The organism is Streptomyces sp. NPDC002838 (genome assembly GCF_040295365.1).
Classification (GTDB): Bacteria; Actinomycetota; Actinomycetes; order Streptomycetales; family Streptomycetaceae; genus Streptomyces.
In genome coordinates this window covers 256495-280135 of record NZ_JBEOVF010000004.1, presented here as the reverse complement: position 1 = coordinate 280135, position 23641 = coordinate 256495, and the positions used below count along the sequence as shown (strand labels likewise).

Annotated in this window: 23 protein-coding genes; 6 read left to right on the top strand and 17 right to left on the bottom strand. The window is 71.6% G+C overall.

Translation table 11 applies throughout. The features are described from left to right. Nucleotides 1-10 precede the first annotated feature (10 nt). Together ABT063_RS08310 and ABT063_RS08305 are read right to left on the bottom strand one after the other, a co-directional pair. The gene (locus ABT063_RS08310; protein WP_351056401.1) at nucleotides 11-535 is read right to left on the bottom strand and encodes an aromatic-ring-hydroxylating dioxygenase subunit beta; all 525 of its coding nucleotides are present in this window, start codon (nucleotides 533-535) and stop codon (nucleotides 11-13) included. After that, entirely contained in the window at nucleotides 532-1851 is a 1320-nt protein-coding gene (locus tag ABT063_RS08305; RefSeq protein WP_351056400.1) for an aromatic ring-hydroxylating oxygenase subunit alpha, read from the bottom strand. Before ABT063_RS08305 ends, ABT063_RS08310 begins: the two co-directional genes overlap by 4 nt. 275 nt (nucleotides 1852-2126) lie before the next feature. Between ABT063_RS08305 and fdxA the strand changes: the two genes are divergently transcribed. The 3 genes from fdxA (at nucleotide 2127) to ABT063_RS08290 (ending at nucleotide 4354) form a co-directional block, all read left to right on the top strand. After that, nucleotides 2127-2411, top strand: coding sequence for a ferredoxin (fdxA, locus tag ABT063_RS08300; RefSeq protein ID WP_502990778.1), 285 nt, complete (start codon nucleotides 2127-2129; stop codon nucleotides 2409-2411). Beyond that, nucleotides 2408-3409, top strand: coding sequence for an NAD(P)/FAD-dependent oxidoreductase (locus tag ABT063_RS08295; RefSeq protein WP_351056399.1), 1002 nt, complete (start codon nucleotides 2408-2410; stop codon nucleotides 3407-3409). The genes fdxA and ABT063_RS08295 overlap by 4 nt, the downstream gene beginning before the upstream one ends. A gap of 153 nt (nucleotides 3410-3562) precedes the next feature. Continuing rightward, nucleotides 3563-4354, top strand: a complete 792-nt coding sequence (locus tag ABT063_RS08290; RefSeq protein ID WP_351056398.1) for an IclR family transcriptional regulator — start codon at nucleotides 3563-3565, stop codon at nucleotides 4352-4354. Between the two features lie 221 nt (nucleotides 4355-4575). Here the strand turns inward: ABT063_RS08290 and ABT063_RS08285 are convergent, their stop codons facing one another. The 6 genes from ABT063_RS08285 to ABT063_RS08260 form a co-directional block, all read right to left on the bottom strand. Continuing rightward, nucleotides 4576-4932 carry a cupin domain-containing protein gene (locus ABT063_RS08285; RefSeq protein ID WP_351056397.1) on the bottom strand — a complete coding sequence of 119 codons (357 nt, stop codon included), beginning with the start codon at nucleotides 4930-4932 and terminating at the stop codon, nucleotides 4576-4578. Beyond that, complete coding sequence (locus tag ABT063_RS08280; protein ID WP_351056396.1) at nucleotides 4929-5702, bottom strand: HpcH/HpaI aldolase family protein; 774 nt, start codon at nucleotides 5700-5702, stop codon at nucleotides 4929-4931. Before ABT063_RS08280 ends, ABT063_RS08285 begins: the two co-directional genes overlap by 4 nt. 28 nt (nucleotides 5703-5730) lie before the next feature. Continuing rightward, on the bottom strand, nucleotides 5731-6894 hold the full coding sequence (locus ABT063_RS08275) for an amidohydrolase family protein (protein ID WP_351056395.1): 1164 nt from the start codon (nucleotides 6892-6894) through the stop codon (nucleotides 5731-5733). A 63-nt stretch (nucleotides 6895-6957) separates the two neighbouring features. Further along, nucleotides 6958-7782, bottom strand: a complete 825-nt coding sequence (locus ABT063_RS08270) for a fumarylacetoacetate hydrolase family protein (protein WP_351056394.1) — start codon at nucleotides 7780-7782, stop codon at nucleotides 6958-6960. A gap of 159 nt (nucleotides 7783-7941) precedes the next feature. Further along, nucleotides 7942-8337, bottom strand: a complete 396-nt coding sequence (locus tag ABT063_RS08265; RefSeq protein WP_351056393.1) for a nuclear transport factor 2 family protein — start codon at nucleotides 8335-8337, stop codon at nucleotides 7942-7944. Beyond that, nucleotides 8322-8774, bottom strand: a complete 453-nt coding sequence (locus ABT063_RS08260; protein ID WP_351056392.1) for a VOC family protein — start codon at nucleotides 8772-8774, stop codon at nucleotides 8322-8324. The genes ABT063_RS08265 and ABT063_RS08260 overlap by 16 nt, the downstream gene beginning before the upstream one ends. Nucleotides 8775-8963: 189 nt before the next feature. Between ABT063_RS08260 and ABT063_RS08255 the strand changes: the two genes are divergently transcribed. Next, the gene (locus ABT063_RS08255; RefSeq protein ID WP_351056391.1) at nucleotides 8964-9164 is read left to right on the top strand and encodes a hypothetical protein; all 201 of its coding nucleotides are present in this window, start codon (nucleotides 8964-8966) and stop codon (nucleotides 9162-9164) included. Between the two features lie 83 nt (nucleotides 9165-9247). Here ABT063_RS08255 and ABT063_RS08250 read toward each other — a convergent pair whose 3' ends face one another. The 9 genes from ABT063_RS08250 to ABT063_RS08210 all read right to left on the bottom strand — a co-directional run bounded on the left by ABT063_RS08250 (nucleotide 9248) and on the right by ABT063_RS08210 (nucleotide 20046). Next, entirely contained in the window at nucleotides 9248-10162 is a 915-nt protein-coding gene (locus tag ABT063_RS08250; protein ID WP_351056390.1) for an ABC transporter permease, read from the bottom strand. Next, the gene (locus ABT063_RS08245) at nucleotides 10159-11340 is read right to left on the bottom strand and encodes an ABC transporter permease (protein WP_351056389.1); all 1182 of its coding nucleotides are present in this window, start codon (nucleotides 11338-11340) and stop codon (nucleotides 10159-10161) included. The genes ABT063_RS08250 and ABT063_RS08245 overlap by 4 nt, the downstream gene beginning before the upstream one ends. Then, nucleotides 11337-12893: an ABC transporter ATP-binding protein gene (locus tag ABT063_RS08240; protein ID WP_351056387.1), complete on the bottom strand. Its 1557-nt coding sequence runs from the start codon at nucleotides 12891-12893 to the stop codon at nucleotides 11337-11339. The genes ABT063_RS08245 and ABT063_RS08240 overlap by 4 nt, the downstream gene beginning before the upstream one ends. Before the next feature lie 31 nt (nucleotides 12894-12924). Then, nucleotides 12925-14013: a BMP family ABC transporter substrate-binding protein gene (locus ABT063_RS08235; RefSeq protein ID WP_351056386.1), complete on the bottom strand. Its 1089-nt coding sequence runs from the start codon at nucleotides 14011-14013 to the stop codon at nucleotides 12925-12927. Nucleotides 14014-14075: 62 nt separating this feature from the next. Then, a complete protein-coding gene (locus ABT063_RS08230) occupies nucleotides 14076-14744 on the bottom strand; it encodes a flavin reductase family protein (protein ID WP_351056385.1) in 669 nt (222 codons plus the stop codon). Nucleotides 14745-14757: 13 nt separating this feature from the next. Next, nucleotides 14758-16137 (bottom strand): amidohydrolase family protein, encoded by a 1380-nt coding sequence (locus tag ABT063_RS08225; RefSeq protein ID WP_351056384.1) that lies wholly within the window; start codon nucleotides 16135-16137, stop codon nucleotides 14758-14760. After that, complete coding sequence (locus tag ABT063_RS08220) at nucleotides 16134-17156, bottom strand: alcohol dehydrogenase catalytic domain-containing protein (protein ID WP_351056383.1); 1023 nt, start codon at nucleotides 17154-17156, stop codon at nucleotides 16134-16136. Before ABT063_RS08220 ends, ABT063_RS08225 begins: the two co-directional genes overlap by 4 nt. 227 nt (nucleotides 17157-17383) lie before the next feature. After that, nucleotides 17384-18586, bottom strand: a complete 1203-nt coding sequence (locus ABT063_RS08215; protein ID WP_351056382.1) for a PucR family transcriptional regulator — start codon at nucleotides 18584-18586, stop codon at nucleotides 17384-17386. 11 nt (nucleotides 18587-18597) lie between these two features. Next, complete coding sequence (locus tag ABT063_RS08210; protein WP_351056381.1) at nucleotides 18598-20046, bottom strand: aldehyde dehydrogenase family protein; 1449 nt, start codon at nucleotides 20044-20046, stop codon at nucleotides 18598-18600. A 72-nt stretch (nucleotides 20047-20118) separates the two neighbouring features. Here ABT063_RS08210 and ABT063_RS08205 point away from each other — a divergent pair, with 72 nt between their 5' ends. Together ABT063_RS08205 and ABT063_RS08200 are read left to right on the top strand one after the other, a co-directional pair. Further along, entirely contained in the window at nucleotides 20119-21201 is a 1083-nt protein-coding gene (locus ABT063_RS08205) for an NAD(P)-dependent alcohol dehydrogenase (RefSeq protein WP_351056380.1), read from the top strand. A 134-nt stretch (nucleotides 21202-21335) separates the two neighbouring features. Beyond that, nucleotides 21336-23537, top strand: a complete 2202-nt coding sequence (locus tag ABT063_RS08200; protein ID WP_351056379.1) for a cytochrome P450/oxidoreductase — start codon at nucleotides 21336-21338, stop codon at nucleotides 23535-23537. Nucleotides 23538-23641: the final 104 nt, after the last annotated feature.

Sequence of the window (23641 nt, the reverse complement as noted above, 5' to 3'; positions counted from 1 at the left end):
CCGTCGCCGGCTAGAGGATGAAGCTGAGCCGGGCGCCTGCCGCGAGCGACTCGTGGCCGAGGACCGAGCGCCGCAACCGGAAACGGAGTCCGTCCTCGGTCGGCACCAGCAGATGGTCGTACCACCCGACGTAGGCGTCGAAGTGCCCGTCGCGGGCGCGGTGCACCACGAAGGACGCCGCCACCCGGAGGGAATCCTCCGTGTGCTCGGACAGCCGCACGTTGGACACCAGCCGGTGCGTGCGCGAGTGCGGGTTCTCGGCGTGCGCCTTGCGGGACTTCAGGCGCTTGACCCGGGCGCGCAGCAGGTCCCAGTCGTCGTCGACGAAGGATCCGGTCTCGTGCGGCGACCAGCCGGGGCGGTAGTCGGTGGTCGGGATCTCGTAGCGGGCGCCGGGCTCGAAGAGGGCCAGCCAGCCGTCGTAGTCCCAGTGGTCGAGGATGTCCGCCTCGGCGTAGAGGAAGTCCTCCACCTCCGGCCGGGTGACGGTGCGTCCCCCGCACCGCACGGAGTTGCTGTTGTTGATGGTGGTCATCGCACGTCCCTCCCCTCGAGGAAGGACGTCGGGCGCTCGCCGTGGATCTCAAGGCCCTCATCGAGCCCGACGGCTTCGATCCAGTGCCGCCAGAAGCCCCGCATCGCGCCTTCGTCGGTCGACCTGCCCTGCACGCCCTTGACCTCGTCGGCCATGCCGCGGGACATGTCGCTGTAGTCCAGCTCGGGCGCAGCGGTGGCCGCCGTGGCCTGGATGCCGCGCTGGACCGCCTCGTACGCCTCGATGTCGTCCGGCGTGGCGAGCCCGCCCGGGCCGACGAAGCTGACGACCGTCTTCATGCGCAGGGCGCGCGCGGCCGGGTCCTCGTCGCGCGGGACCAGCTGCCAGGCGCGCACGTCGGTCTGGTCGGGCGCCACCGGCTCCAGCTGCCGGATCGACAGCCCCTCGATGTCGAACAGCAGCAGGTTCGGGAACACGAACAGGATGTGGCTCTCGTCGGCCACGTAGTGCGCCCGCTTCTCCCCCAGCCGCCGTGTCATCTCGGCTCGGTGCTGCTCGGTGCGCACCCGCTCGTCCTCGCCGAAGCGCGGTTCCCAGATCATGCTGATCCGCCCGCCGTGCCCGGTCAGGACCAGGAGCCCGTGGCCGTTGCCGAGGTTGTACGCGTACTGGTTGTCGTCGGTAACGGCGAAGCCGCTCTCCCGCAGGTAGCCCACGAACGTGTTGTGGGTCGGCGCGAAGTGGTATCCGTCCATCGCGTTCTCGACGGCGAGTTTCCAGTTGCCCCGCACGCTGTACTGCTGTGTGCCGGGCAGCGTGGTCATGCCGCCGACGTGCTGCTGTTCGATCATCGTCATGTAGTCGGCCGCGTCGCCGAGGTGCTCGAGCAGCGGCGGAACGTCAGGGTCGAAGGCGACGAAGACGTATCCCTCGTGGATCTCCAGGCGCGGGACGCTGCGCAGCGCCATGGATTCCCGGAACTCGTCGCTCGACTCGTACGCGCCGGCGTCGGGGATCGCGGCGACCTCACCGTTGTTGCGGAACGTCCAGGCGTGGTAGAAGCACTGGAAGAGCCGGGTCGAGCCCTCGCTCTCGCGACACAGCACGGTGCCGCGGTGCGGGCAGGAGTTCAGGAACGCGTGCACCTCGCCGGCGGTGTCCCGGCAGAAGATCAGCGGTCGGCCGCCGAGGGTGCGGGCCTTGAAGTCGTTCGGGTTGGGTATCTCGGTCTCGTGGCCGAGGTAGAGCCAGGTGTGCGTCCATACCCAGCCACGTTCCCGGGTGAAGATCTCCGCGCTGCGGTAGGCCTCGCGGTTGACCCGGAAGGTGAGCCGGTCCCAGTCCTCAACGATCATCGGTGCTGGGACGGTCCGGGGGTTGCTTCCCATTACGGAGTTTGCCTCTCACAAGTCCCGACCCGAGTGGCGCGTTATGAGACGCCATCTCGTATGTCGCGCTAGCTTCGCCTAGCACACGCGACAGTGTCAAGCAATCGCCCGATGGTTGACACCCCGGGCCGACGCCGTCATCATCCATTCCACATTAGAAGACACCATCTCGCATTCCGTGCGACCGTGTGAAGGGCAAGAAGCCCGTGCCGTACGTCATCACCCAGGCATGTCTCGACGTCATGGACAAGTCGTGCATGGAGGAGTGCCCGGCCGACTGCATCTACGAGGGCGACCGGATGCTCTACATCCAGCCCGACGAATGCGTCGAGTGCGGGCGCTGCGAACCCGTCTGCCCGCAGATCTCGATCTTCCACCACGAGGACCTGCCGGCGGAGGCCGAGCAGTCCCAGCGCATCAACGCCGAATTCTTCACCCTCGGACTCGGAGCCGAACCGCTCGGTTCGCCCGGCGGCGCACGCAAGGTCGGCCGGGTCGGCCGCGACCACCCCGAGGTGGGAGCGTGAGCGGCTTCCAGGCCGCCACGGGCGCCGACGCCGAGGTGACCGTCGACCTGCTCGTCATCGGCGCCGGACCGACGGGGCTGTACGGCGCGTACTACGCCGGCTTCCGCGGCATGAGCGTCGCGGTCGCCGACGCCCTGCCCGAGGTGGGCGGCCAGATCACCGCGCTCTACCCCGAGAAGCTCGTCTACGACGTGGCCGGCTTCCCCGCCGTCCGCGGCCAGGACCTGGTGGACCGGCTGGCCGAGCAGGCCGGGCGGTGGAACCCCGCCTACCTGCTCGGGCACGGTGTGACCCGGCTGGACGACGCGGGCGAGGGCATCGTCGCCACCACCGACGCCGGCGCGCGGATCACCGCGGGTGCGGTGCTCGTCTGCGGCGGGATCGGCAACTTCGTCCCCCGCGAGCTCCCGGTGGGCTCCGACTACCTGGGCCGGGGGCTGCGGTACTTCGTGCCGCGGCTGGCCGAGCTCGCCGGACAGGACGTCGTGGTGGTCGGCGGCGGGGACTCCGCGCTGGACTGGGCGCTGTCGCTGGAGCCGATCGCCTCGTCGGTGACGCTGGTGCACCGACGTACGCGGTTCCGGGCCCACGAACGCACCGTCGAGCAGGTGCACGCGTCCTCCGTGCGGGTCCTGACGCCCTACGAGGTCGAGAAGATCTCCGGCGACGGGTCGGTGTCGGAGGTCGTGGTCGCGCGCTCCGACGGCGACCGGATCAGCCTCGCCGCCCAGTCCGTCGTCGCCGCGCTCGGCTTCATCGCCGACCTCGGCCCCATGGAGCAGTGGGGGCTGGAGCTGCGCCGCCGGCGCATCCTCGTCGACCGCACGATGCGCACGAGCCGGCAGCGCGTCTTCGCGGCCGGCGACATCGCCGACTACGACGGCAAGGTCAGCCTCATCTCGATCGGCTTCGGCGAGGCGGCCCTCGCCGTCAACCACATCGCCTCCCTGCTCGACCCGGCACGCTCGATCACGCCGGGGCACTCCTCCGATGTGTGAGGCCGGGCCGGCCGAGCTCGTGCCCGCACCCGGCGGGTGGAGCACCTCAGCTCTTCCCGCACATGTGCGCGGCCCTCAACGTTACGCTTTCCAATACGGCGTTCCATTCAACGTCTTACCAACTTACTAAGTACGGGACAGGAGCAAGAATCCATGGCCACCAAGGCGGGCACCGGCGAGCGAGGCGGTCCCGACACGACCGCGCCGACCATCCAGACGGTGCAGCGTGCGGCGCTGATCCTCGGCTCGTTCACGGTCGGCAAGCCGCACATGAGCCTCAATGAGATCACCGCGCGTCTCGGGGCGAGCAAGGCGACCGCGCACCGGTACACGAAGGCGCTGCGGGCGGCGAACCTGCTGCGGTACGACGAGCGCACCTCGCTCTACTCCCTCGGCCCCCAGGTGCTCACGCTCGCTACGGCCGCGCGGGCGGGCCTGCCGATCGTCGCCGCCGCCGAGCCGTACATGGAGGAGCTGGTCCGGCGCATCGACGAGACGATCGTGCTGTCGGTGTGGGACGGCGAGTCGCCGACCGTGGTGCGCTCGGTGGACAACACCGCCCACATGGTGCGCATCAGCGTGCGGGTCGGCTCGCGTCTCGACCTCACGTCCTCGGCACAGGGACGGATCTTCCTCACGTTCCTGCCGCCGGACCAGGTACCGGCGCTGCCGCGCTCGGTCCGCAAGTCGTCCGAGTTCACCGAGGAGCTCGACGCCATCCGGCGGCACGGTCTGTCGGTCAACTCCCCCGCCGTCAACGGGGTCCGCACCATCGCGGCGCCGATCTTCGAGGGCGACAAGATCAGCGGGACGCTCGCGGTCGTCGGCACGACGGCGACCGTCCCCGACGACGTCAAGTCGCCGATGGCCCAGGCACTGCTGGAGACCGCCCGCGCGCTGTCGCAGCGGCTGGGAACCTCGGACAGCGCACCCAGCGCCGGCTGACCCGCTCGTCGGGGCGGTGGACGGACTCACCGCGGAGGGCTGCGGGCCGGCTGTCGTGACCTGCGCGTTGCCGACGTGGGACAGATCGTGGAAGGCCTCCGGGCGGAGTGGATGTGTCTGGCATTCACCACCGGAGGTCCTCGATGGCTCACGCCGGCCGGGTCCTGTCCCGGCACGGTGACCGCCCCCTCCCCCGGTGCGGCGGCAAGCCGTTCCTTCGGTCAGGGAAGCAGGTCGGCCCGCGGCGGGACGAAGAAGTCGATGTTCACGCAGGGGGCCTCGGTCGGCTCCACGTAGTGCTCGCTGCCGCAGGGTACCAGCAGGAACGACCCCGCACGCATGTCGTGCGCGACACCGTCCACGTAGTAGTTCGCACGCCCCTCGGCGATATGCACCAGCTGGTCGAACTCCTCGTGCCGGTGCGGGTTGAGCGTCATGCCGAGCTCGAGCTCGTGGTGGCAGATCATCACCTCGTCCGTCGCGTAGACGCGACGGCGGACACCCGGCCGCACCTGGGTCACCGGCAGCTCGTCCCAGTTGAGGACGGTGTTGAACAGTGCTGCGTTGCGTGTGGTCACTGGTTTCCCTCTCCGGCGGCCGCCCGCAGAGCGGCCGCCAACATCTGCAGGTCCGAGCCGACGACCAGGTAGCCGGCGTCACTCAGGCCCAGGTCCGCTGCGGCACCCCGGGCCGGCGCCCAGCCGCCGAACGCCACCGCCGCGGAGCGGGCGGCGTTGCGCACCCGGTCCACGGCGGCGCGCAGCACCGCCGGGTCCGTCGGCAGGCCCAGGTCGACCGCGAGGTCGGTGCTGCCGACGAAGCACACGTCGAGAGCGGCGACCAGGTCCGGCAGAGGATCGGTCAGCGCCGTCTCGATCTGGCCCACCAGCACCGGCGGGTCGTCCCGCTCGGCGCGCAGGAACCCGGCCAGCGGGAGGGCACCGAACCGGGCGGCCCTGTTGGCCAGGCTGACCGACCGGCGGCCGGCGGGCGCGAACCGGGTCGCCGCCACGAGTGCCTCGGCCTGGGCGACGCGGGTGAGCATGGACAGCTGGATCCCCGCCGCCCCGGCCTCCAGCAGCCGGTTGACGGCGGCGGCGTCCACCTCGGGCACGCGGACCAGGGCCGGCAGGCCGCACGCGTGGGCGTGGCGCACCAGGTCGACGGCGTTCTGCTCGGTGAGGGTGGAGTGTTCGAGGTCGACGACCACGAACGCGAACCCGGCCGCCTCGGCCAGTTCCACCACGTCGGGCGACGCCAGCTTGACGAACGTACCGACGGCGGGTCCCCCCGTCGTCAGGGCCGCGCGCAGCCGGCGCCGCAGCAGGTGGACGTCACCGACGGTCATCGCATCCTCCCCGGGACGGGCGGGCGTCTCACGCCGACGGCAGACCGCGCCACGGCACGATGTCGACCTCGGCGCCGGCGTGCAGCACGACGGTCGGCTCCAGGCGCGGCGCGACGATCGTGTTGCCCGCGGCGTCGGGCAGGGTGACCTCGTCGGTCTCGGTGACGACCGTGACGTCGGCCCGCCCCCCGACCGCCAGGCGCCCGTAGCCCTCGGTATCGAGCCCGAGCAGCTGTGCGGGAGCGACGGTGGCCCGCCGGACGCACTCCTCGAGCGGCGCGCCGAGCGCGACCAGCTTGGAGATGCTGGTGAGCAGGTCGAACACCGGGCCGCGCCAGTTGCGCGCGCTGGTGTCGGAGCTGAGGACGTCGGGCAGGAATCCGTCGGCGATCGCCCGGCGCGCCACCTCGAAGCTGAGGTTGCTCTTGCCGTGGGCGGAGTCGAACAGCACGCCGCGCTCGCGGGCCGCGGTGACGGCGGGCTGCACGTGGTCGCCGTCGAGAATCCCGTGCGGCTTGCCGGTGTAGCAGTGCGCCACGATGTCGCCGGGGCGCAGGTAGTCGAGGACGACGGGCAGCGGCTCCGCGGTCTCACCGATGTGCAGCATCAGTGGGAGACCGGCCTGTTCGGCCAGCGCCACGGACTTCTTCAGCAACGGCTCCCAGTTCTCGCCGACGACGTCCTCGGACAGACGGATCTTGAAGCCGCGCACGACGTCGGGGTGGGCCTCGGCGGTCGCGAGCGCGTCCTCGGGGACCAGGGTGTCGGGGTTCAGCAGCTCGCCGAACCTGAAGTCGATCAGGCCGAGCACCGAGACGTTGAGGAAGTTGACGATGCGCAGCGGGTTCGCCTCGACCACCAGCTTGCGGAAGGCCGCGAACGTCGAGGCGCCGGCCGTGCCGGCATCCGCCGCGGCGACGACGCCGCGGCGCAGATGGGCTTCCTCGGCGGGGGCGCCGACGGCGGAGACGTACTGGAAGATGTGGGTGTGGCCCTCGACGAGGCCCGGCAGCACGGTGGAGCCGGTGACGTCGATCGAGCGGGCCGCGCCCGCCGCCAGCCCTTCCCCGATCGCGGCGATGCGGTCACCGGTGACCGCCACGTCGAGCCGGGCGTTGATGCCCGACGCCGGATCGATGACGGTGCCGCCGGCCAGGACGAGGTCGTAGGACGACGCGGAGGAGATGGGCATCGGTGTGGGCTCCAGGGTGAGGGGCGGTCAGCTGACCGGTTCGGTCAGCCGGTGGTCGTGCGGTCAGGCGTCCGCGGGACGCACGATGCGGGTGACAAGGGGCAGCACACCGTCCACCTCGACCCGTACCTCGTCGCCGTCGGCGAGGAAGCATCCGCGGTCCTGGCCGGTGCCGGCCGGGGTTCCGGTGAGGACGACGTCGCCGGGTTCCAGGGCGGTGAACGACGACAGCCGGCTGAGCAGATCGGTGACCGCGAAGATCATCCCGGCGCTCGTGTCGTCCTGCACGAGCTCGCCGTTGACCCGGGTCCGTACGCGGATCGCGTCGCGGTCGGCGAGCTCGTCGGGTGTGCAGATGGACGCGCCGAGCGGCGTGAAGCCCGGGTAGCTCTTGGCGAGGGCGGGCACCGCCGTGGTGCGCATGACGTCGCGCGCCGTCATGTCGTTGGCCGCCGTGATGCCGGCGACGGCGGGCCAGACCTGCGACTCGGACGCCTGGTACAGCCGGCGCCCGACGACGACCGCGATCTCCCCTTCGTAGTCGGGTTCGGTCGCGGCCTCGGGGATCACCACCTGCGCGCCGGGTGCCAGGACGCCGGACGACGCGGCCAGGTACAGGATCGGCTGCTCGGGCAGTCCCCGGCCGGCCCGGGCCGCCTTCGACACGTAGTTGAGTCCTACGCCCCACACCGCGCGGGGACGGCCCAGCGGTGCCACGAGCGTGGCCTGGTCGAGCGGGATCCGCCGGCGCACCGCGCAGGACGCCAGGCACTGCAGCGAGCCGTCCTGCTCGAGGACCGCACCGACGTGCGGAAAAGCCGTGTCCAGCAGGGCGATGGCCCCGTCCTCGATCCGGCCCGGGCCGGCCTGTGTTGTCACCACTCGCATGACGGCATCTTTCATTGCGAGACGCCATCGTGTCAAGCAATGCGAGACGGCGTCATGCCAAGCGATACGGATGTCAGGGTGCGGATACGCCGACACCCCGTCCGCACAAGAGGCGGACGGGGTGTCAGGGGGCTGGTTCCAGGCTGCCGGCCTGGGGCGTCATGCGAGCTGCCGCCGCACCTCACCGCTGTCCCAGTAGTCCGTGCGGCGCGTGATGAGGCCGTCGGCGACGGTGAACACGAAGACCCCGCGCACTCGCACGGGGCGGTCGCCCGCCGAACGCATCCGGAACGTCATGACGTACGGCACCGCGGCCGACTCGCCGTCGACGAGGAAGCACTCGGGCACGTAGTGCAGGTCCCCGAAGTTCTCGAGGAACCCGGTCAACGCGGCGCGGTACTCGGCGCGGCCCTTGCGACTGTGTCCCATCGACGACGTGTGCTCGTTGACGAAGCCCTCGGCCACGCAGGCGGCCACGGCGTCGGCGTCGTGCGCGTTCAGCGCCGCGAGGTACGCCTCGATGGCGGCGCGGGTGTCCTTCAGGACGAACCCCACTTCTTGCGGACCGAGTCGAACACCCGCTGGTCGTGGGAGATCTCGACGACGTTGCCGTCGGGATCCTTCAGAGCGCAGATGTAGCCGATGGGATCGGGCATCTGCCGGGGCTCCCAGTGCAGGCAGCCGAGCTCGCGGGCCCGGTCCGCGAGCGCGTCGACGTCCTCCCGCGCCGGCACCTCGATGCCGATGTGCGCGAACGGGTGCAGCAGGCCCAGCTGGTTGCCCTTGTCCTTGTTGAACGACACCAGGACGAGCACGAACGGCGTTTCGGCCTGCTGGTCGTTGGAGAGCCAGACGCTCTCGCCGTCGGCGTCCTTGAACCGCTCGACCACGACCAGCGGAGTCAGGGTGGTGTAGAACGCGATCGCCTTGTCGAGATCGCCGGTCGGCAGCGCGAGGTGAGTCCAGCGGGCCGAGGTGAGACCGGTGGCCACGGTACCTCCATCGTGAGTGGGTCGGGTTTCTTCGAGACTAGGCATGCACGCACCCGCAGGTCGATGTGCTGCGGACACAACGCGCACGCCGGGGATACCGGCCCCGCGCGACATCGGTTCGGGACCTGCCGCTGTGCGAGCCCGCGAGATGACAGCGACAGGGCGTCGGCTGGGAAGACGAGGCACAACGTGCACTACCGGATTCTGGGTGGGACGGGCATCGAGGTGAGCCGGCTCTGTCTCGGGTCGATGATGTTCGGCGCCGGGGGCAACACCGACGAGGCGGAGTACCACCGCATGGTGGCGACGGCGCTGGACGCCGGGGTCGACTACAGCGTGCCCAACCCGCTCGACGCCGGCTACACACCGCCGGCGCCGCGCCGCAGCTGACACCGGGGACGCGGCTCACCCACGGCGGATGCCCGCCCCGCGCGTTCGCGGAACCGGCGTCCGTCCTCGCCGGGTCCCGGCCGTCACGTCGACCCGCGCTGGAAGGGCCGGCCGAGCGCGGCGGGCTCCCGGTGCTGGGTGGTGAACAGCAGCATGGCGAGGAGCGCGAGCAGATACGGGGCCGCGACGAGCAGTTGGGCGTTGAGGGTGACGCCGAGCGCCGGGAGCGCCAGGCGCATCGCGTCGGAGAGGCCGAACACCAGGCAGCCGAGCATGGTCCGGCCGAGCCGCCACGCCCCGAAGATCACCGCGGCGATGACGATGTATCCGCGCCCGGCGGTCATGTTCTGGTTGAAGGATCCGACCTCGCCGACCGCGAGGTACGCGCCACCGAGACCGGCCAGTGCGCCGCACCACAGCAGCGCCTGCCGGCGCCGCACGTTCACCTTGATGCCCGTGACGTCGGCGGCCTGCGGGTTCTCCCCCACCGCCCGCAGTTCCAGGCCCCAGCGGCTGCGCTCCACCAACCACCAGGTGAGCGGCAGGAGCAGGAGCAGCAGGAAGGCGGGCCAGCGTTCGGAGAACAGCGGCTTGCCGATGAGCGGGATGTCCTGCAGCAGCGGGACGGACAGCACCCCGACCTGGTGCGAGGCGAACTGCTCCGTCGTGATCAGGTAGCTCGTCAGCCCGAGCACCAGCGCGTTCAGCACAAGGCCGACGACGAAGGTGTTGATCTGCGCCCGGTGGGAGAGGTTGCCGTGCACGAGGCCGAGGACGAGGCCGGTGACGACGCCGACCGCGAGGCCGACGGTGGCACTGCCGGTCGCGCTGGCGGTGGCGATCGAGGTGAACGCGGCGCCGAGCATCATCGCCTCGACGGAGATGTTCATCGTGCCGGCGCGCTCGGCCACGTACTCACCGCAGGCGGCGAACGCCAGTGGCACGGTCAGCCGGACACCGCTCGCGAGAATGGTCGTGGTGCTGTCCAGAACGCTCACGCGACTACCTTCACCTTGGTCGGGACAACGGACATGGCGGTCGCCGCCCGCGGCGTGGCACCGCGACGCCCGCGGAAGAGATCGACGAGGACGGGCGGCGCGACGAAAGCGAGGACCAGCAGCGCCTTGACGACATCGACGAGGTAGTACGGCACGCCGGTGGCCGAGAGGAAGTCGCCGCCCGCACGCAGCACGGCGAACACCAACGACACCGGGATCGCGACCAGGGGCCGGTTGCGCGCGACGAGCGCGACGAGCAGGCCGTCCCAGCCGGCGTTGTCCGAGAGCCCGGCCTGCAGCCGGTTCGTACCGACCGGGCTGGCCAGCAGCAGCCCTCCCGCCAGCCCTGCGAAGGCGCCCGACAGCGCCAGGGTGAAGCCGCCGAGCGCGGCCACCCGGACACCGGCGTGCTTGGCCGTCAGCGGATTCAGTCCGACCATGCGCACCCTGAAGCCCCACCGGCTGCGGCTCAGGACGAGAGCGATGCCGACCGCGGCGAGGAGCGCGATGAACAGGCCGGTGTTCAGCTGCACCGACGGGTACTGCCCGAAGCCGGCGAGCTGGGCGTTCGCCGGCAGGGGGTTGGACTGCGCGTCGGCGATGCCCGAGGAGCCCTGCGCGCTCTCCTGCAGGAACCAGGGCGTGCTGACGGCGAACGTGACGAGCTGGATGGCGAGGAACGTCATCAGCAGGGTGCTCACCGCGACGTTGACGCCGCGGAAGCGGAGCATCACAGCGCTGAGCGCGGCCCAGGCACCACCGCCGAGGGCCGCGGCGATCATCACCACGACAACCAGCATCGGGCCGGGCATGGCCAGCCGCAGCCCGACCCAGGCTCCGGCCAGGCCGCCGATGAGGACCTGCCCCTCCTGTCCGATGTTGAACGTGCCGGCGGACGCGCAGACGCACGCACCGACCGCGACCAGCAGCAGCGGCGCCGCGTTGAGCAGCGTCGTGGTCCATCCGTTGGCGTCGGCCAGACTCCCGGTCCATATCGCGGCCGCCGAAGCACTCGGCGAGCCACCGGTCAGCATGAGCAGCAGCGCGGAGGCGCCCGCGGCGACGGCGAGGAGCACGGCGGTGAGGCCCGCCGTCATCCAGCCATCGCGCCCGGGTCGAAGCCGGGCGAGGAAACGCCGGCCGAGGTCGTCCGGATCCGTCAGGGAGGCGGCACTCATGCGGCCTCACCGCCGACCAGCATGCCGAGCCGCTCGGGGGTCGCCTCCGAGACGGGGAGTGCTCCGGTGATCCGCCCGGACGAGATCACCGCGATCCAGGTTGCAAGGGCCATGACTTCCTCGAATTCGGTGGAGATGAGCAGCACTCCGACGCCTTCCGCGGCTGCCCTGCGCAGTCGGGCGTACATGTCCTCGATGGCACCGACGTCAAGCCCGTGTGTGGGCTGCGCGGCCACCAGGACGCTGGTGTGACCGGAGAGTTCCCGGGCGAGTACGACCCGCTGCTGGTTGCCGCCGGAGAGGCTGCGCACCGGCGCGTCCAGCGAGGGTGTGATGATGTTGAACTCGTCCGCGAGGCGACGGGCCTCGGCGAGCATCGCGCGCCGCCGTACCAGGAACCGGCCGCTGACCTTGTCGAGCGACTTCATCGTCAGGTTTTCGGCGACACTCATGTCGAGGACGACGCCGCTGCGGTGCCGGTCCTCCGGCACGATGCCGAGTCCGGCCTTCGCGAGCGCGCCGGGCCGGGTCACCTCGACCCTGCGCCCGGCGACCTCGATGGTGCCCGCGGTCGGCGCGACCAGTCCGGCGAGGACATCGCCGAGCGTCGCCTGGCCGCTGCCCTCGACGCCGTAGAGGGCGACGATCTCGCCCGCGCCCACGGTCAGGTCCACCCCTTCGAGAAGTCTGACCCCGCCTTCCTCGACGGTGAGTCCGGCCAGACGCAGGACGGCCGGCTGCCGGTCGTGGACCCCGCCCTCGCCGGTGCGCGTGGTGTGCACCGGCAGCAGGCCGAGGGCAGCGGCCTCCTCGCGCAGCGACACCTCACGGCCCACCATCTGCCGGGCGAGTTCTGGCGCGGTGGTCTCGGCGGTGACCGCCCGGAAGGCGATACGGCCCTTGCGCAGGACCGTCACCCGGTCCGTGGCCTGGACGATCTCGGCGAGCTTGTGGCTGATGAGGATGACAGCGCGCCCCTCTTCCTGCACCACCCGGCCGAGCACGGCGAACAACTCCTCCGACTCGGCCTGGGTCAGCACGGAGGTGGGCTCGTCCAGGATCAGGATCTGGGGGTTGCGCCGCAGGCACTTGACCAACTCGACCCGCTGCCGCTCACCCGCCGAGAGCGCCTCGACGCGTGCCTCGGGGTCGATCGGCAGCCCGTACCGCGCGCAGACCTCGGCGATGTCGGCACAGATGGCCTGCTTGTTCACTGTGCCGGTGTCGCCGAGCGCCACGTTTTCCCACACGGTCAGCCCGTTGATGAGGCTGAAATGCTGGTGCACCATGCCGATGCCCAGATCGGCCGCTTCCTGCGGGCTGTCCAGCGCGACCTCCTCACCGCGCACCAGCACGGCGCCGGCGTCGCGCCGGACCAGCCCGAGCAGGACCTTCATGAGACTGGACTTGCCCGCCCCGTTCTCGCCCAGGAGACCGTGGATCTCGCCGGCTTCGACCGTGAGGTCCACGGCGTCGCAGGCCGTGACGGGTCCGTAGGACTTGGTAATGCCGCGAAGCTCAAGGACACGAACCGCTGAGGTCGTCGGTGTCATCGCGTGATCTCCTGGGTCGGTGCCGACACGGTCAGCCGAGGCGCTTGACCTCGGCCTCGGTGTTGATCTGCTTGCTGCCGATCTTCTTCATGAACTGCGCCAGCTGCTGGTCCTCGTCGCCCTGGCCATCGCAGATCTTGACGGTCGGGTAGGGGTCGACACCCAACTGCCACACGCGCGTCGTGCCCATCTTCAGGTTGTCCTTGGCGAACTCCTCCAGCGCGGCGCGGAAGTAGTCACCCGGACTGAAGATCACCGAGATGTCGAACTTCGGGCTGGTCGAGTCGCACCGGTCGGTGCCCGGGGTGAGAGTCAGCGCGCCGCCCGCGTTCGCCAGCTGCGCCGCGGCGTCGGTCGCGCCGCCGAGGTAGGGGTAGATGAGCTTGATGCCCTGGCTGATCTGTGCCTGGGTGGCTTCCTTGGCCTTCGCCGAGTCGTTGAAGTCGCCGGTGTAGGTGCTCGTCAGGGTGGCCGACGGGACGATCTCCCGGATCCCGGCCAGGAAGGCCTTGGCGGCGGCGACGCTGAAGCCGGCCTTGGTTCCGGTGATGAACCCGGCCTTGGTGTAGCCGGCGGCCTTCATCTTCAGGCCCGCGGCGTAGCCGGCGGCGAACAGGGACTGGTTGGGGTCGTCGGTGGACAGCAGGACCCGCGGGGCCTGGTCGATGTTCGCCGACGACGGCACGTACCAGGCGGTCTTGCCGCAGACCGGCTCCTCGGAGGCGGGGATGGCGGTCTTGAGCTCACTCGCGCCGAGCGCGACCATGTCGACGTGCTGCTGGCACAGCGCGCGTGCCGCGGTGAGTGCGTCGCTCGCGGGCACACTGCCGCGCTTGATGACCGTCCAGCCCTTCTCCTTGGCGAAGGCGTCCGCCGAGTCGACGAAGCTCTCGTAGTAGCCGTGGTCGTTGATGTCGCCGGGGCTGAGGACACCTATGACGACCTTGCCGTCGCCGTTGACATCGGGCTCGTTGAGGCCCGAGCCGCTGCCGCCGCTCGGCGCGGCGGTCGTCTTGGGCGCCGTCGCCGCGTTGTCGGCGCAGCCGGAGAGCGCGAGGGCTCCTGCGAGGGCGAGACCGAGCGGGGCCCGACAACGCCGAAGCGAGCTTCTTGCAGTCATGTGCGGTTCCATTCGCTGGGTGGCACCGCCTTGTCGAGGCGGTGGCGGGGTCGGGGGGTGGGTCAGTTGACGGACGTGACAGCCCGGTCGAGCTCGGCGTAGGAGACCCGCTCCTGGGGGAAGAGGGACTCCTCACCCGCGGCGACGAACCACGGGAAACCCATCCGCCCGACCGCCCGGACCCGGGTGGGGTCGATGCGGTCCGGGGCGGACATGATCGAGTCGTCGGTGGTGATGCAGACGACCTCGGCGAGCAGGAGGTGCACGCCCGAGAAGCAGGTGGTGTGGTCGCCGCGGTCGATCACCTCGTGCACTCGGCACTCCAGGTGTGCGGGACTGTCGGCCAGCGACGGCGTGTCGACCACCTGGGAGGGCACCGGTCGCCAGTCGGCGACGTCCATCTCGCTGACGCCGCGGGGGTACTCGCGGGCCACCGCCTCGATGTGCTCGGCGATCTCGACGGTGGTGACGTTGACGACGAACTCGCCCGTGCGCTCGATGTTGAGCCAGGTGTCCTTCGGCTCCGGGGTGTCCTGCCGCTGGGCGCCGATGGTGACCGCGATCAGCGGCGGTTCGCCGCTGACCGGCATGTAGTAGCTGTACGGCGCGACGTTGACCCCACCGTCCGGGTCGAGCGTGGTGATCATCGCGATCGGCCGCGGTACCACCAGTTGCGAGAGCAGGCCCTGCTTCTGGGCCGGGGGGCGCCCGGACATGTGGATGACGTTCAACGGGTGGTCTCCTTCACTGGGGGCCCGCGGACGCCGTCGGCCAGGTCGGACGGGGCGTGATGCCGGCGCGCCGCAGGAGGGCGGCGGATCGCTCGGCGGCGGCCTCGGCGACAGCGGCGAGGTCGATGCCGGTCGGTCGCCGGTCGCGGACGACCACACGGCCGTCGACCAGCACGTCCCGGACGGTGCGCGATACGTGGCCCCATACGAGCTGGCGGGCAAGGTCGCCGCGGGGCATCCAGGCGGGATCGCCGGTGTCGAGCACGACGATGTCGGCGGCCTTGCCGACCTCGAGGGAGCCGATCCGCTCGCCGAGACCGATCGCCTCGGCGCCGTCGACCGTCGCGAGCGCGAACGCCTGCTCGGCGCGGATCGGGTCGGGCAGGTCACGGTCGCGTTCGAGGCCGGCGAACAGATAGGCGGCCAGGAAGACGTCCGGGGCGTCGCCGGCGTTGTGGGCGTCGCAGCCGAGTGCCACCCGGCCGCCCCGGCGCACCAGCTCGGCGTGGCGCGAGGCGCGCGTATAGCCCTGGCCGAGACGCAGGTAGGCCCCCGGGCAGGCGGCGACCGCGGTACGGGTGGCGAGGATCGCGTCGACCTCCGCGTCGTCGAGCCAGACGGCGTGCCCCAGCAACAGGCGCGGGCCGAGTACTCCCAGCTCGCCGAAGTGGACCACCGGTCGGCGCGCGCGGCGCAGGGCGTACGCCTCGACGTCGGCGGGTCCCGGCGAGACGTGCCAGGTCAGTCCGGTGTCGAGCCGCTCGGCCAGGCTCGCCGCTCCGGCGAAGAGCTCGTCGCTGGCGAGGTCGTGGCCGACGAGCGTCACCCATCCGGTGACCGGCCCGGTGACCGGCAGGGACCGGACGATGTCCTCCTGCCTGCAGAGCACCTCGTCGGCGGGCGCGCCGAACGGCACGCCCTCGGCGTCCCAGCCCCAGCCGCCGACCCGCGCGCGGATACCTGCGGCGGCCAGCCCTGCGGCGACCCGTTCCGGGTAGGCCACCGTGCCCGGCTCCAGCACCGTGGTGATGCCCCGGGACAGGCACTCCACGGCGGTGATGGTCGCGGCCAGTTCGTCGTCGTCACCGTCGGCGTGGGCGTGCAGCGGGACGATCCAGTCGAATATCGACTCCTGCGAGCCGATGTGATCGGGGATCGTGCTGCGCACCAGGGGGTCGACGGTCGTGTGCTGGTGGGCGTCGACGAGGCCCGGGATCACGACACAGCCCGACGCGTCGATCTCCTGCGCACCCGGGAAGCGGGCGCGCAGGTCCTCGGCGGTGCCGAGCGCGGCGATGCTGTCCCCGGACACGGCGAGCGTCGCACCGGTGAGGACCCGCCGCGCGGAGTCCATGGTGACGATGTCGCCACCCACGATCAGCAGGTCGGTCATGGCGCGATCACGACCTTGCCGATGGTGTCGCGGGCGCCGAGCACGTCCCAGGCGTCGGCGAGATCCTCGAGCGGGAACCGGGCGGCGGTGGGCAGGTGCAGGCGGTCGGCGAAGCAGACCGACGTGGCGGCGACGAAGTCGGCCGAGGTGTAGCCGCCGGCGCCCAGCAGTTTGAGGCCGCGGTGGAAGACCTCTCTGAGCGAGAACGACACCTGGTCGCCGCTGGTGTTGCCCAGCAGCAGCAGACGCCCGCGGATGCCGAGGCAGTCCAGTGAGGTGCGCCAGGTGTCAGTGCCGACGTGGTCCAGGACCAGGTCCGCTCCGGCTCCGTCGGTGAAGGCCGACACCGCTTTCGCCGGGTCCGGGTCGTCGTTGCGCAGCGCCAGGTCCGCGCCGGCCGCGCGGGCCGCGGCCAGCTTCGCGTCGCTGCCCGCGAACGCGACGACCGAGGCACCGGCCTGCTTGGCCAGCGCGATGGCCGCCAGGCTGACGGGACTCGCCGCCGCGTGCACGACGAGCGTCTCACCGGCGTCCAGTGCTCCGACGGTGTGCACCGCGTGCCACGCCGTCGCGAAGGCGGTGGGCAGGGTGACGGCCGCGGCGAGCGGTAGGGACTGGGGGACCCGGACGATCGATTCGGCGGACGCCAGGACGTATTCGGCGAGCGCGCCGGGGATGTTGCCGCCGAGGATGCGCGGGCTGACGCAGTACGCACGATCGCCCACCGAGCAGCGCGGGCAACCGCCGCAGCCCTGGGTGGGATCGGCGATGACCCGGTCGCCGGGGACGATGGAGCTGACCACGGATCCGGTCGCCACCACCGTTCCGGCGAAGTCCATGCCCGGCACGTGCGGAAGGCGGAAGCCGGGGATCAGACCCGGCCCCTTTCGCTGCAACAGGTCCAGGCGGTTCAGCCCGCAGTACGCGACCTCGACGACGACGTCACGCGGTCCGCACACCGGCTCCGGGACATCCCGCAGGGACACGACCTCGGTTCCCCCGAAATCGGTCTGCACCATCGCTCGCACCGCGGCCCTCCTCACCTCAGCCGTCTCGCATTGCGAGGCGGTGGAACGTATTGTGAGGCCACTCTGCCCATGCCGACCAGTGCTGTCAACGCTCCTGTGGAAAAACTGGGTTTCGCCGGGGTTTCGCCAGCTCGTAAGGGCTCACAGCGCGGGCTGCGGGCTGGAAGCGGGTACGGACGCACGCGCCGCATCACCCCGGCGGCACGGCGAACGGCGGTTCAGCATCCGGCTGAAACCGGCTCGCCGTCGCCGCGCAGCCGCTGGTCGTCGGCGGCGAGCAGGTCGAGCGCCGCGAGCGCCAGGTGCAACTCCGCCGAGGCGGCGGGAAGCAGGGGGTCCGTGCCGAGGAGGTTCTTGATCTGGCGAACCCGGTAGCCCACCGAGTTGCGGTGGAGATGGAGCTGTTCGGAGACGCTCTGCCGACTGCCCCTCTCGGCCAGCCAGGCACGCAGGGTCGCCATCAGCTCCGGACGCTGCCGGATCGGCCCGAGGTGCGCCTCGGCATACGCCTCGAGCTCCGCGCGTGGAAGGGGCAACAGCACCCGGACCACCCCGCTGCCGTCGAAGGTGAGCAGCGGGACGCGCCGGGCCCGGGCCAGACCGAGCAGCCGTTCGGCCTCGGTGAAGGACCGGGCCAGACCCACGGCTGAGTCGGGGTGGGAGCCGCTCGCCGCGACGACGTGGTCACCGGCGGACTCGTCGCCGGTCATGAGGCGCAGCCGGCTTTGCAGCCGGGCGAGCACGACCTCGCCCGGCACCACCGTCCACGCCGTGCGCGCCTCCTGCCGCACAGGGTGCTCCAGCCAGGCGAGCGCGGTGGACCAGGCGCGCAGGCGGGAGCCGCTGTAGTGCAGTACGGCACCGGCCGGCGGTCGCTCCAGATCGATCCCCAGCCCCGCGGCCGCCGCGCACACCGAGGGGCTCACCGTCCCGGACCGCAGCGCGGCGACGACATCGGCCGGTGTGTGCAGCGGCGAGACCTCGGCCAAGCCGTCCCCTGAGCGCACGGCGTCGATGCGCAGCGCGGTGACGGCGGCACCGGCCAGCGCCTGCACCCGCTGATCACCGGGACCGACGGTCAGCAGCACACCGGCCACGGTCGTCCCCGCACGCACGGGCAGCGCCGTGGCCCGCACCCCGTCGAGCGTGTCGACCACCGGTCCGGCCACGCCGGCGAGCACGCCGCCCGCCACCGCGGCCGGCACTCCCGCGCCGCCGTCGGTGCTCGCCAGCGGCACGCCCTCGGCTGACAGCAGGCGTACGGGCCGCCCGGTCGCCCGGCACAGCGCGCGGAGCACGTCCGAGCGCGCGGCGCCGGCGAGCACGGCCTCGGTCAGTTCCCGCTCCAGTACGGCGGGTTCGGCGTCCGGCCCCGCCCTCTCCCGGGCCGGTCCGGACCGCGCTCCGGCGATGGTTCCCATGGTGTCGCGTCTCAGCGGGCCAGCAACCGGATGGCCACGCCCTTCTCCTGGGTGTACTCGCGCAGCGCTCCGTACCCGCCGCCCCGGCTGAAGCCGCTGTCCTTCTGCATGTTGAACGGGAAGCCGATCACTCCCGCGTCGTGGAACTGGTTGACCGCCACCTGCCCGGAGCGGACGTCCTTGGCCAGCCGCAGCGCCCGGGAGACGTCGTTGGTCCAGATGCAGGCCAGCAGGCCGAAGTCCGTCGCGTTCATCAGCTCGGTCGCCTCGGCCGTGTCGCGGAACGACTGTACGGCGAGGACCGGGCCGAAGATCTCCTCGCGGGCGACGCGCATGCCCGCGTCCACACGGTCGTACACGGTCGGCTGGACGAACCACCCGTCGCCGGTGGGTGCGCCACCGGTGACCAGCCGCGCGCCCTCGCGAGGCGCGTCCTCGAGGAAGCCGCTGACGCGGGCGAACTGCGCGGCGCTGACCAGCGGCCCCATGTCCAGGTCGGCCTCCCATGGCCCCGTCTTGACCGCGGCCATGGCGGCGGCGACCCGCTCCACGACCTCGTCGTGCACCGGGGCCTGAACGAGCAGCCGGGAACCGGCGTAGCAGTTCTGCCCCGCGTTCTCGGTGATCGAGGCGACGACCGCCTCGATCGCCGTGTCGAGGTCGGCGTCGGCGAACAGCACGTTCGGCGACTTGCCGCCGAGCTCGAGCTTCACCGGGACGAGGTTCCGCGCGGCGGCCGCCATGATCGCCCGCCCGGTGGCGGTGGAGCCGACGAAGCTGATGTGGTCGATGCCCGGATGCGAGGTGAGCGCGGCGCCCGCCTCGGGGCCAAGGCCCGCGACGACATTGACCACCCCCGGCGGGAAGCCTGCGCGGCGGGCGAGTTCGGCCAGGGCGAACGGAGCCAGCGGCGCGATCTCGGACGGCTTGAGGACGACCGTGTTGCCCGCGGCGAGCGCCGGCGCGACGTTCGCGGCGGTGAGCACGGCAGGCACGTTCCACGGGATGACGACGGCGCACACGCCGTACGGTTCGGGAACCGTGTAGCCCAGGTAGTCGGGGCTGCGGGTCGGCAGGGTGACCCCGGTGAGCTTGTCGGCCGCCCCGGCGAAGTAGTTGATGATGTCGTGGGCGATGTAGATGTTCGTCCGGCCCCCGGACAGTGGCTTGCCCACGTCCTGAGCCTCTACGGCCGCCAGCGCCTCGACGTCGGCGAGGATCAGGTCGGCCCAGCGCCGGATCACTGCCCCGCGCTCGCTGGGGCTGGTCGCCGCCCAGGCGGGGAAGGCGCGGCGCGCCGCGGCGACCGCGTCGTCGACATCGGCTCCGCCCGACCGGGCCACCTTGGTGATCATTTGTTGGGTGGCCGGATCGACGATGTCCAGGGTGCCGCCGTCGCGGGCCGCGACCCACTCGCCGTCGATGAAGTGCTGGGAAGAAGGGAAGTCAACAGCCGCCATAGGTGAACCTTGACCGACCCTGTCACGCATGTCAATATGCGATCTCGTCATGTGAGTCACCGAGGAGGCCCTGTGCGCGCCACCGCCGCTCTGCTGGAGCAACCCGGACAGCCATTCGTCCTGACCGAGGTGGACTTGGACGCGCCCCGTCCCGACGAGGTGCTCGTCCGCGTCGCCGGCGTCGGCATCTGCGGCACCGACCTGGAGTTCGCCACCTTCTTCCCCACGCCGGCACTGCTCGGGCACGAGGGGTCGGGCATCGTCGAGAAGGTCGGCGCGCACGTCACCTCCGTACGTCCGGGCGACACCGTCGCCATGTCCTTCGCGTCCTGCGGCACGTGCGCGCTGTGCCGCACCGGCTCGCCCGCCTACTGCCGCAGCTTCGACGCGGTGAACTTCTCCGGCCGCCGGCCCGACGGCTCCACCGCGGTGACCCACGAGGGGCGGGAGGTCAACGCCCACTTCCTCGGCCAGTCGTCGTTCGCCGACCACGTCGTCGCACCGGAGCGGGCGGTCGTCAGGATCGACCCCTCGTTCGACCTGCGGCTGGCCGGGCCCTTCGGTTGCGGCTTCCAGACCGGCGCCGGCGGCGTGCTCAATGTGCTGCGGCCGCGCCCCGGCTCGTCGATCGCGATCTTCGGGGCGGGGGCTGTCGGCGTGGCTGCCGTCATCGCCGCCGCGCTGAGCGGCTGCGCGGTCGTCGCCGCCGTCGACGTGAACCCGGCCAAGCTGGAGGCGGCCCGCGGTTTCGGCGCCACGCACACCGTCGACTCCTCGGCCGGGGGGACCGCCGAGCAGTTGGCCGTCCTCGCCCCCGAGGGGTTCGACTTCGTGATCGACACGACCGGACGCGAGGACGTCCTGCGCACCGCGGTGGAGTCTCTCGGGCCGCTCGGTCGCGCCGGGGTCATCGGCATCGGCCCGAGCGAGTCGATGAGCTTCGAGTGGCGAAGCATTCTCAACGGGCGCAGCGTCACCGGCATCATCGCCGGGTCCAGCCTGCCGCAGCTGTTCCTGCCCCAACTGCTCAAGCTCAACGCCGAGGGCCGGTTCCCGGTCGAGAAGATGATCACCTACTTCCCGTTCGAGCAGATCAACGAGGCCGTCGCGGCGGTCCGGTCCGGCTCGGTCGGCAAAGCCGTGCTGACCTTCTAGAACGTCGTCCACCAGACGTTGTCGCACACAGCGGCAGCACCTTAGGGTGGCCGACGCCGATGAGGCACCAGACATCCGGTGGCGCGGCCGGACAACACCGCGCAGAAGACACGAGCACGTGGAGCGTGCCCACCATGTCCGCCGACATCGACTTCGACCATCACTCCGACGAGGCCAACGCCGATCCGGTCGCCTACTACGCGCGCTTCCGCGAGAGCTGCCCGGTAGGCCGCTCCGCCGCCTACGGCGGCTTCACCTACACGACGCGGTATTCCGACGTGGCCCGCATCGCCCGCGACGACGCGACGTTCTCCTCGGCCCGCAGCGACCACGGCGGCCAGGGCGTCGGCATCGTCATCCCCAAGGGACCGGGGCTCGATCAGTATCCGATCGAGCTCGACCCGCCGCGGTCGACCGAGTACCGGCAACTGATCAACCCGCTGCTCACCCCGGAGGCCATCGAGCGGCTGGTGCCCATGATCGAGCGCCACGCCGCCCGCATCGTGGACGACTTCGTCGAGCTCGGCTCCTGCGACTTCGTCCGTGACCTCACCAACCCGCTGCCGGCCGCGGTGACCTTGGACTGGCTCGGTTTCCCCGAGGAGGACTGGGCGAAGCTGGCCGGGCCGATCCACGACATCTTCGCCGCACCGGCCGCCAGCGAGCGCGCCGTGCGCGGGGCCGCCGGACTGGCCTACATGGATCAACGCATCCGCGAACTGATCGCCGAGCGCCGCTCCGCGCCACGGGCCGACGCGGTCAGCGAGCTGGTGGCCGGCCGGCGCGCCGACGGCAGCGAGTTCGGCGAGGACGAGCTGGTGTCGGTGATCGGCCTGCTCATCGCCGGTGGCGTCGACACCACCACCTCCCTGACCGGATGGACGCTCGTCCACCTCGGCCGCAACCCCGAGCAGCGGCAGCGGCTGATCGACTCCCCCGATCTGCTGGACACCGCGACCGAGGAGTTCCTCCGCGCGTTCGCACCGTCGCAGTCGATGGCCCGCACGGTCACCCGGGACGTCGAGGTCGGCGGCTGCCCGATGCACAGGGGCGACCGGGTGCTGATCCCGTGGGTCGCCGCGAACCACGACCCCGCCGTGTTCCCCGACCCCGAGCAGGTGCGGCTGGACCGCGACGCCAGCCGGCACCTCAGCTTCGGGATCGGATCGCACCGGTGCGCCGGCGCGCACCTCGCCCGAGCCATGTTCCGCGCGATGATGACGCAGGTCCTGACCCGGCTGCCCGACTACCGGGTGATCGAGGAGGGGCTCGTCGCCTACCCGACGCGCGGCAACCAGTCCGGCTGGGACGCGATCCCGGCGCTCTTCACGCCCGGTCCCCGGGCGAGGGCAGCGGCAGGCTCCGTCCGCACGCTGAGCACGCCCACCCCGCTGCGGGTGACCGCGGTGCGCGCCGCGGCGCAGGACGTCGTCGCCGTCGACCTCGGCCTGCCGGACGGAGGCGAACTCCCCGCGTGGCGGCCCGGCGCGCACGTCGAGCTGCGTCTGCCCTCGGGCAGGCTGCGTCAGTACTCGCTGTGCGGTGACCCCGCCGACGCCACGACGTGGCGCATCGGCGTCCTGCGCGAGCCCCAGGGCCGGGGCGGGTCGGCCGAACTCCACGAACTGGCCCGCCCGGGAGCCACGTTCGCGGTACGCGGGCCGCGCAACCACTTCCCGCTCACGCCGGCGCCGTCCTACCTGTTCCTCGCCGGCGGCATCGGCGTCACACCGATCCTCGCCATGGTCCGCGAGGCCGCCGGACGCGGCACGCCCTTCTCCGTCGTGTACGGCGGCCGCACCCGCTCGACGATGGCGTTCGCCGACGAACTCGCCGCCGTCGCCGGCGACGCGCTCACCCTGCTCCCGCAGGACGTGGCCGGGTTGCCGGACCTCCCCCGGCTGCTGGGCGAGTTGGACGCGGACGCCGCCATCTACGCGTGCGGGCCGGCGCCGATGCTGGCGGCCGTCGAGCGCGAGTGCGCCCGCCTGGATCTCACCGACCGGCTGCACCTGGAACGCTTCACCGCCGGCGACGGCCTCGAGACGGCTTTCGACGCCGAGGAGAACCGGGCCTTCGCGGTCCAGCTCGCGCGCACGGGAGTCACGCTCACCGTGCCGGCCGACCGCCGCCTCATCGAAGTCCTGCGTGATGCCGTGAGCGGCCTGTCCTACGACTGCGAGAAGGGATACTGCGGCGCCTGCGAGACCCGCGTGCTGGCCGGGACGCCGGAGCACCGGGACTCCGTGCTCAGCGACGAGGAACGCCGCGCCGGGCGCACCATGATGATCTGCGTCGGCCGCTGTCAGGGCGACCGACTCGTCCTCGACCTCTGAGCCGTAGTCGGCCGTCGCACGGGTCCAACAGCGGACGCGACGTTCGCCGTTGGACCCGCGCGGTGGCCGGGCCGGCGGAAGGCGCGGTAGCACCGGCTCGCTCC

Excerpts from the sequence above, each read along its gene's own strand:
- ABT063_RS08310 (WP_351056401.1), bottom strand. The coding sequence starts at position 535 with ATGACCACCATCAACAACAGCAACTCCGTGCGGTGCGGGGGACGCACC.
- ABT063_RS08200 (WP_351056379.1), top strand. The coding sequence starts at position 21,336 with ATGTCCGCCGACATCGACTTCGACCATCACTCCGACGAGGCCAACGCC.
- ABT063_RS08305 (WP_351056400.1), bottom strand. The coding sequence starts at position 1,851 with ATGATCGTTGAGGACTGGGACCGGCTCACCTTCCGGGTCAACCGCGAG.
- ABT063_RS08225 (WP_351056384.1), bottom strand. The coding sequence starts at position 16,137 with ATGACCGACCTGCTGATCGTGGGTGGCGACATCGTCACCATGGACTCC.
- ABT063_RS08240 (WP_351056387.1), bottom strand. The coding sequence starts at position 12,893 with ATGACACCGACGACCTCAGCGGTTCGTGTCCTTGAGCTTCGCGGCATT.
- ABT063_RS08290 (WP_351056398.1), top strand. The coding sequence starts at position 3,563 with ATGGCCACCAAGGCGGGCACCGGCGAGCGAGGCGGTCCCGACACGACC.
- ABT063_RS08245 (WP_351056389.1), bottom strand. The coding sequence starts at position 11,340 with ATGAGTGCCGCCTCCCTGACGGATCCGGACGACCTCGGCCGGCGTTTC.
- ABT063_RS08275 (WP_351056395.1), bottom strand. The coding sequence starts at position 6,894 with ATGCCCATCTCCTCCGCGTCGTCCTACGACCTCGTCCTGGCCGGCGGC.
- ABT063_RS08210 (WP_351056381.1), bottom strand. The coding sequence starts at position 20,046 with ATGGCGGCTGTTGACTTCCCTTCTTCCCAGCACTTCATCGACGGCGAG.
- ABT063_RS08220 (WP_351056383.1), bottom strand. The coding sequence starts at position 17,156 with ATGGTGCAGACCGATTTCGGGGGAACCGAGGTCGTGTCCCTGCGGGAT.
- ABT063_RS08235 (WP_351056386.1), bottom strand. The coding sequence starts at position 14,013 with ATGACTGCAAGAAGCTCGCTTCGGCGTTGTCGGGCCCCGCTCGGTCTC.
- fdxA (WP_502990778.1), top strand. The coding sequence starts at position 2,127 with ATGGACAAGTCGTGCATGGAGGAGTGCCCGGCCGACTGCATCTACGAG.
- ABT063_RS08270 (WP_351056394.1), bottom strand. The coding sequence starts at position 7,782 with ATGCGAGTGGTGACAACACAGGCCGGCCCGGGCCGGATCGAGGACGGG.
- ABT063_RS08215 (WP_351056382.1), bottom strand. The coding sequence starts at position 18,586 with ATGGGAACCATCGCCGGAGCGCGGTCCGGACCGGCCCGGGAGAGGGCG.
- ABT063_RS08280 (WP_351056396.1), bottom strand. The coding sequence starts at position 5,702 with ATGACCGTCGGTGACGTCCACCTGCTGCGGCGCCGGCTGCGCGCGGCC.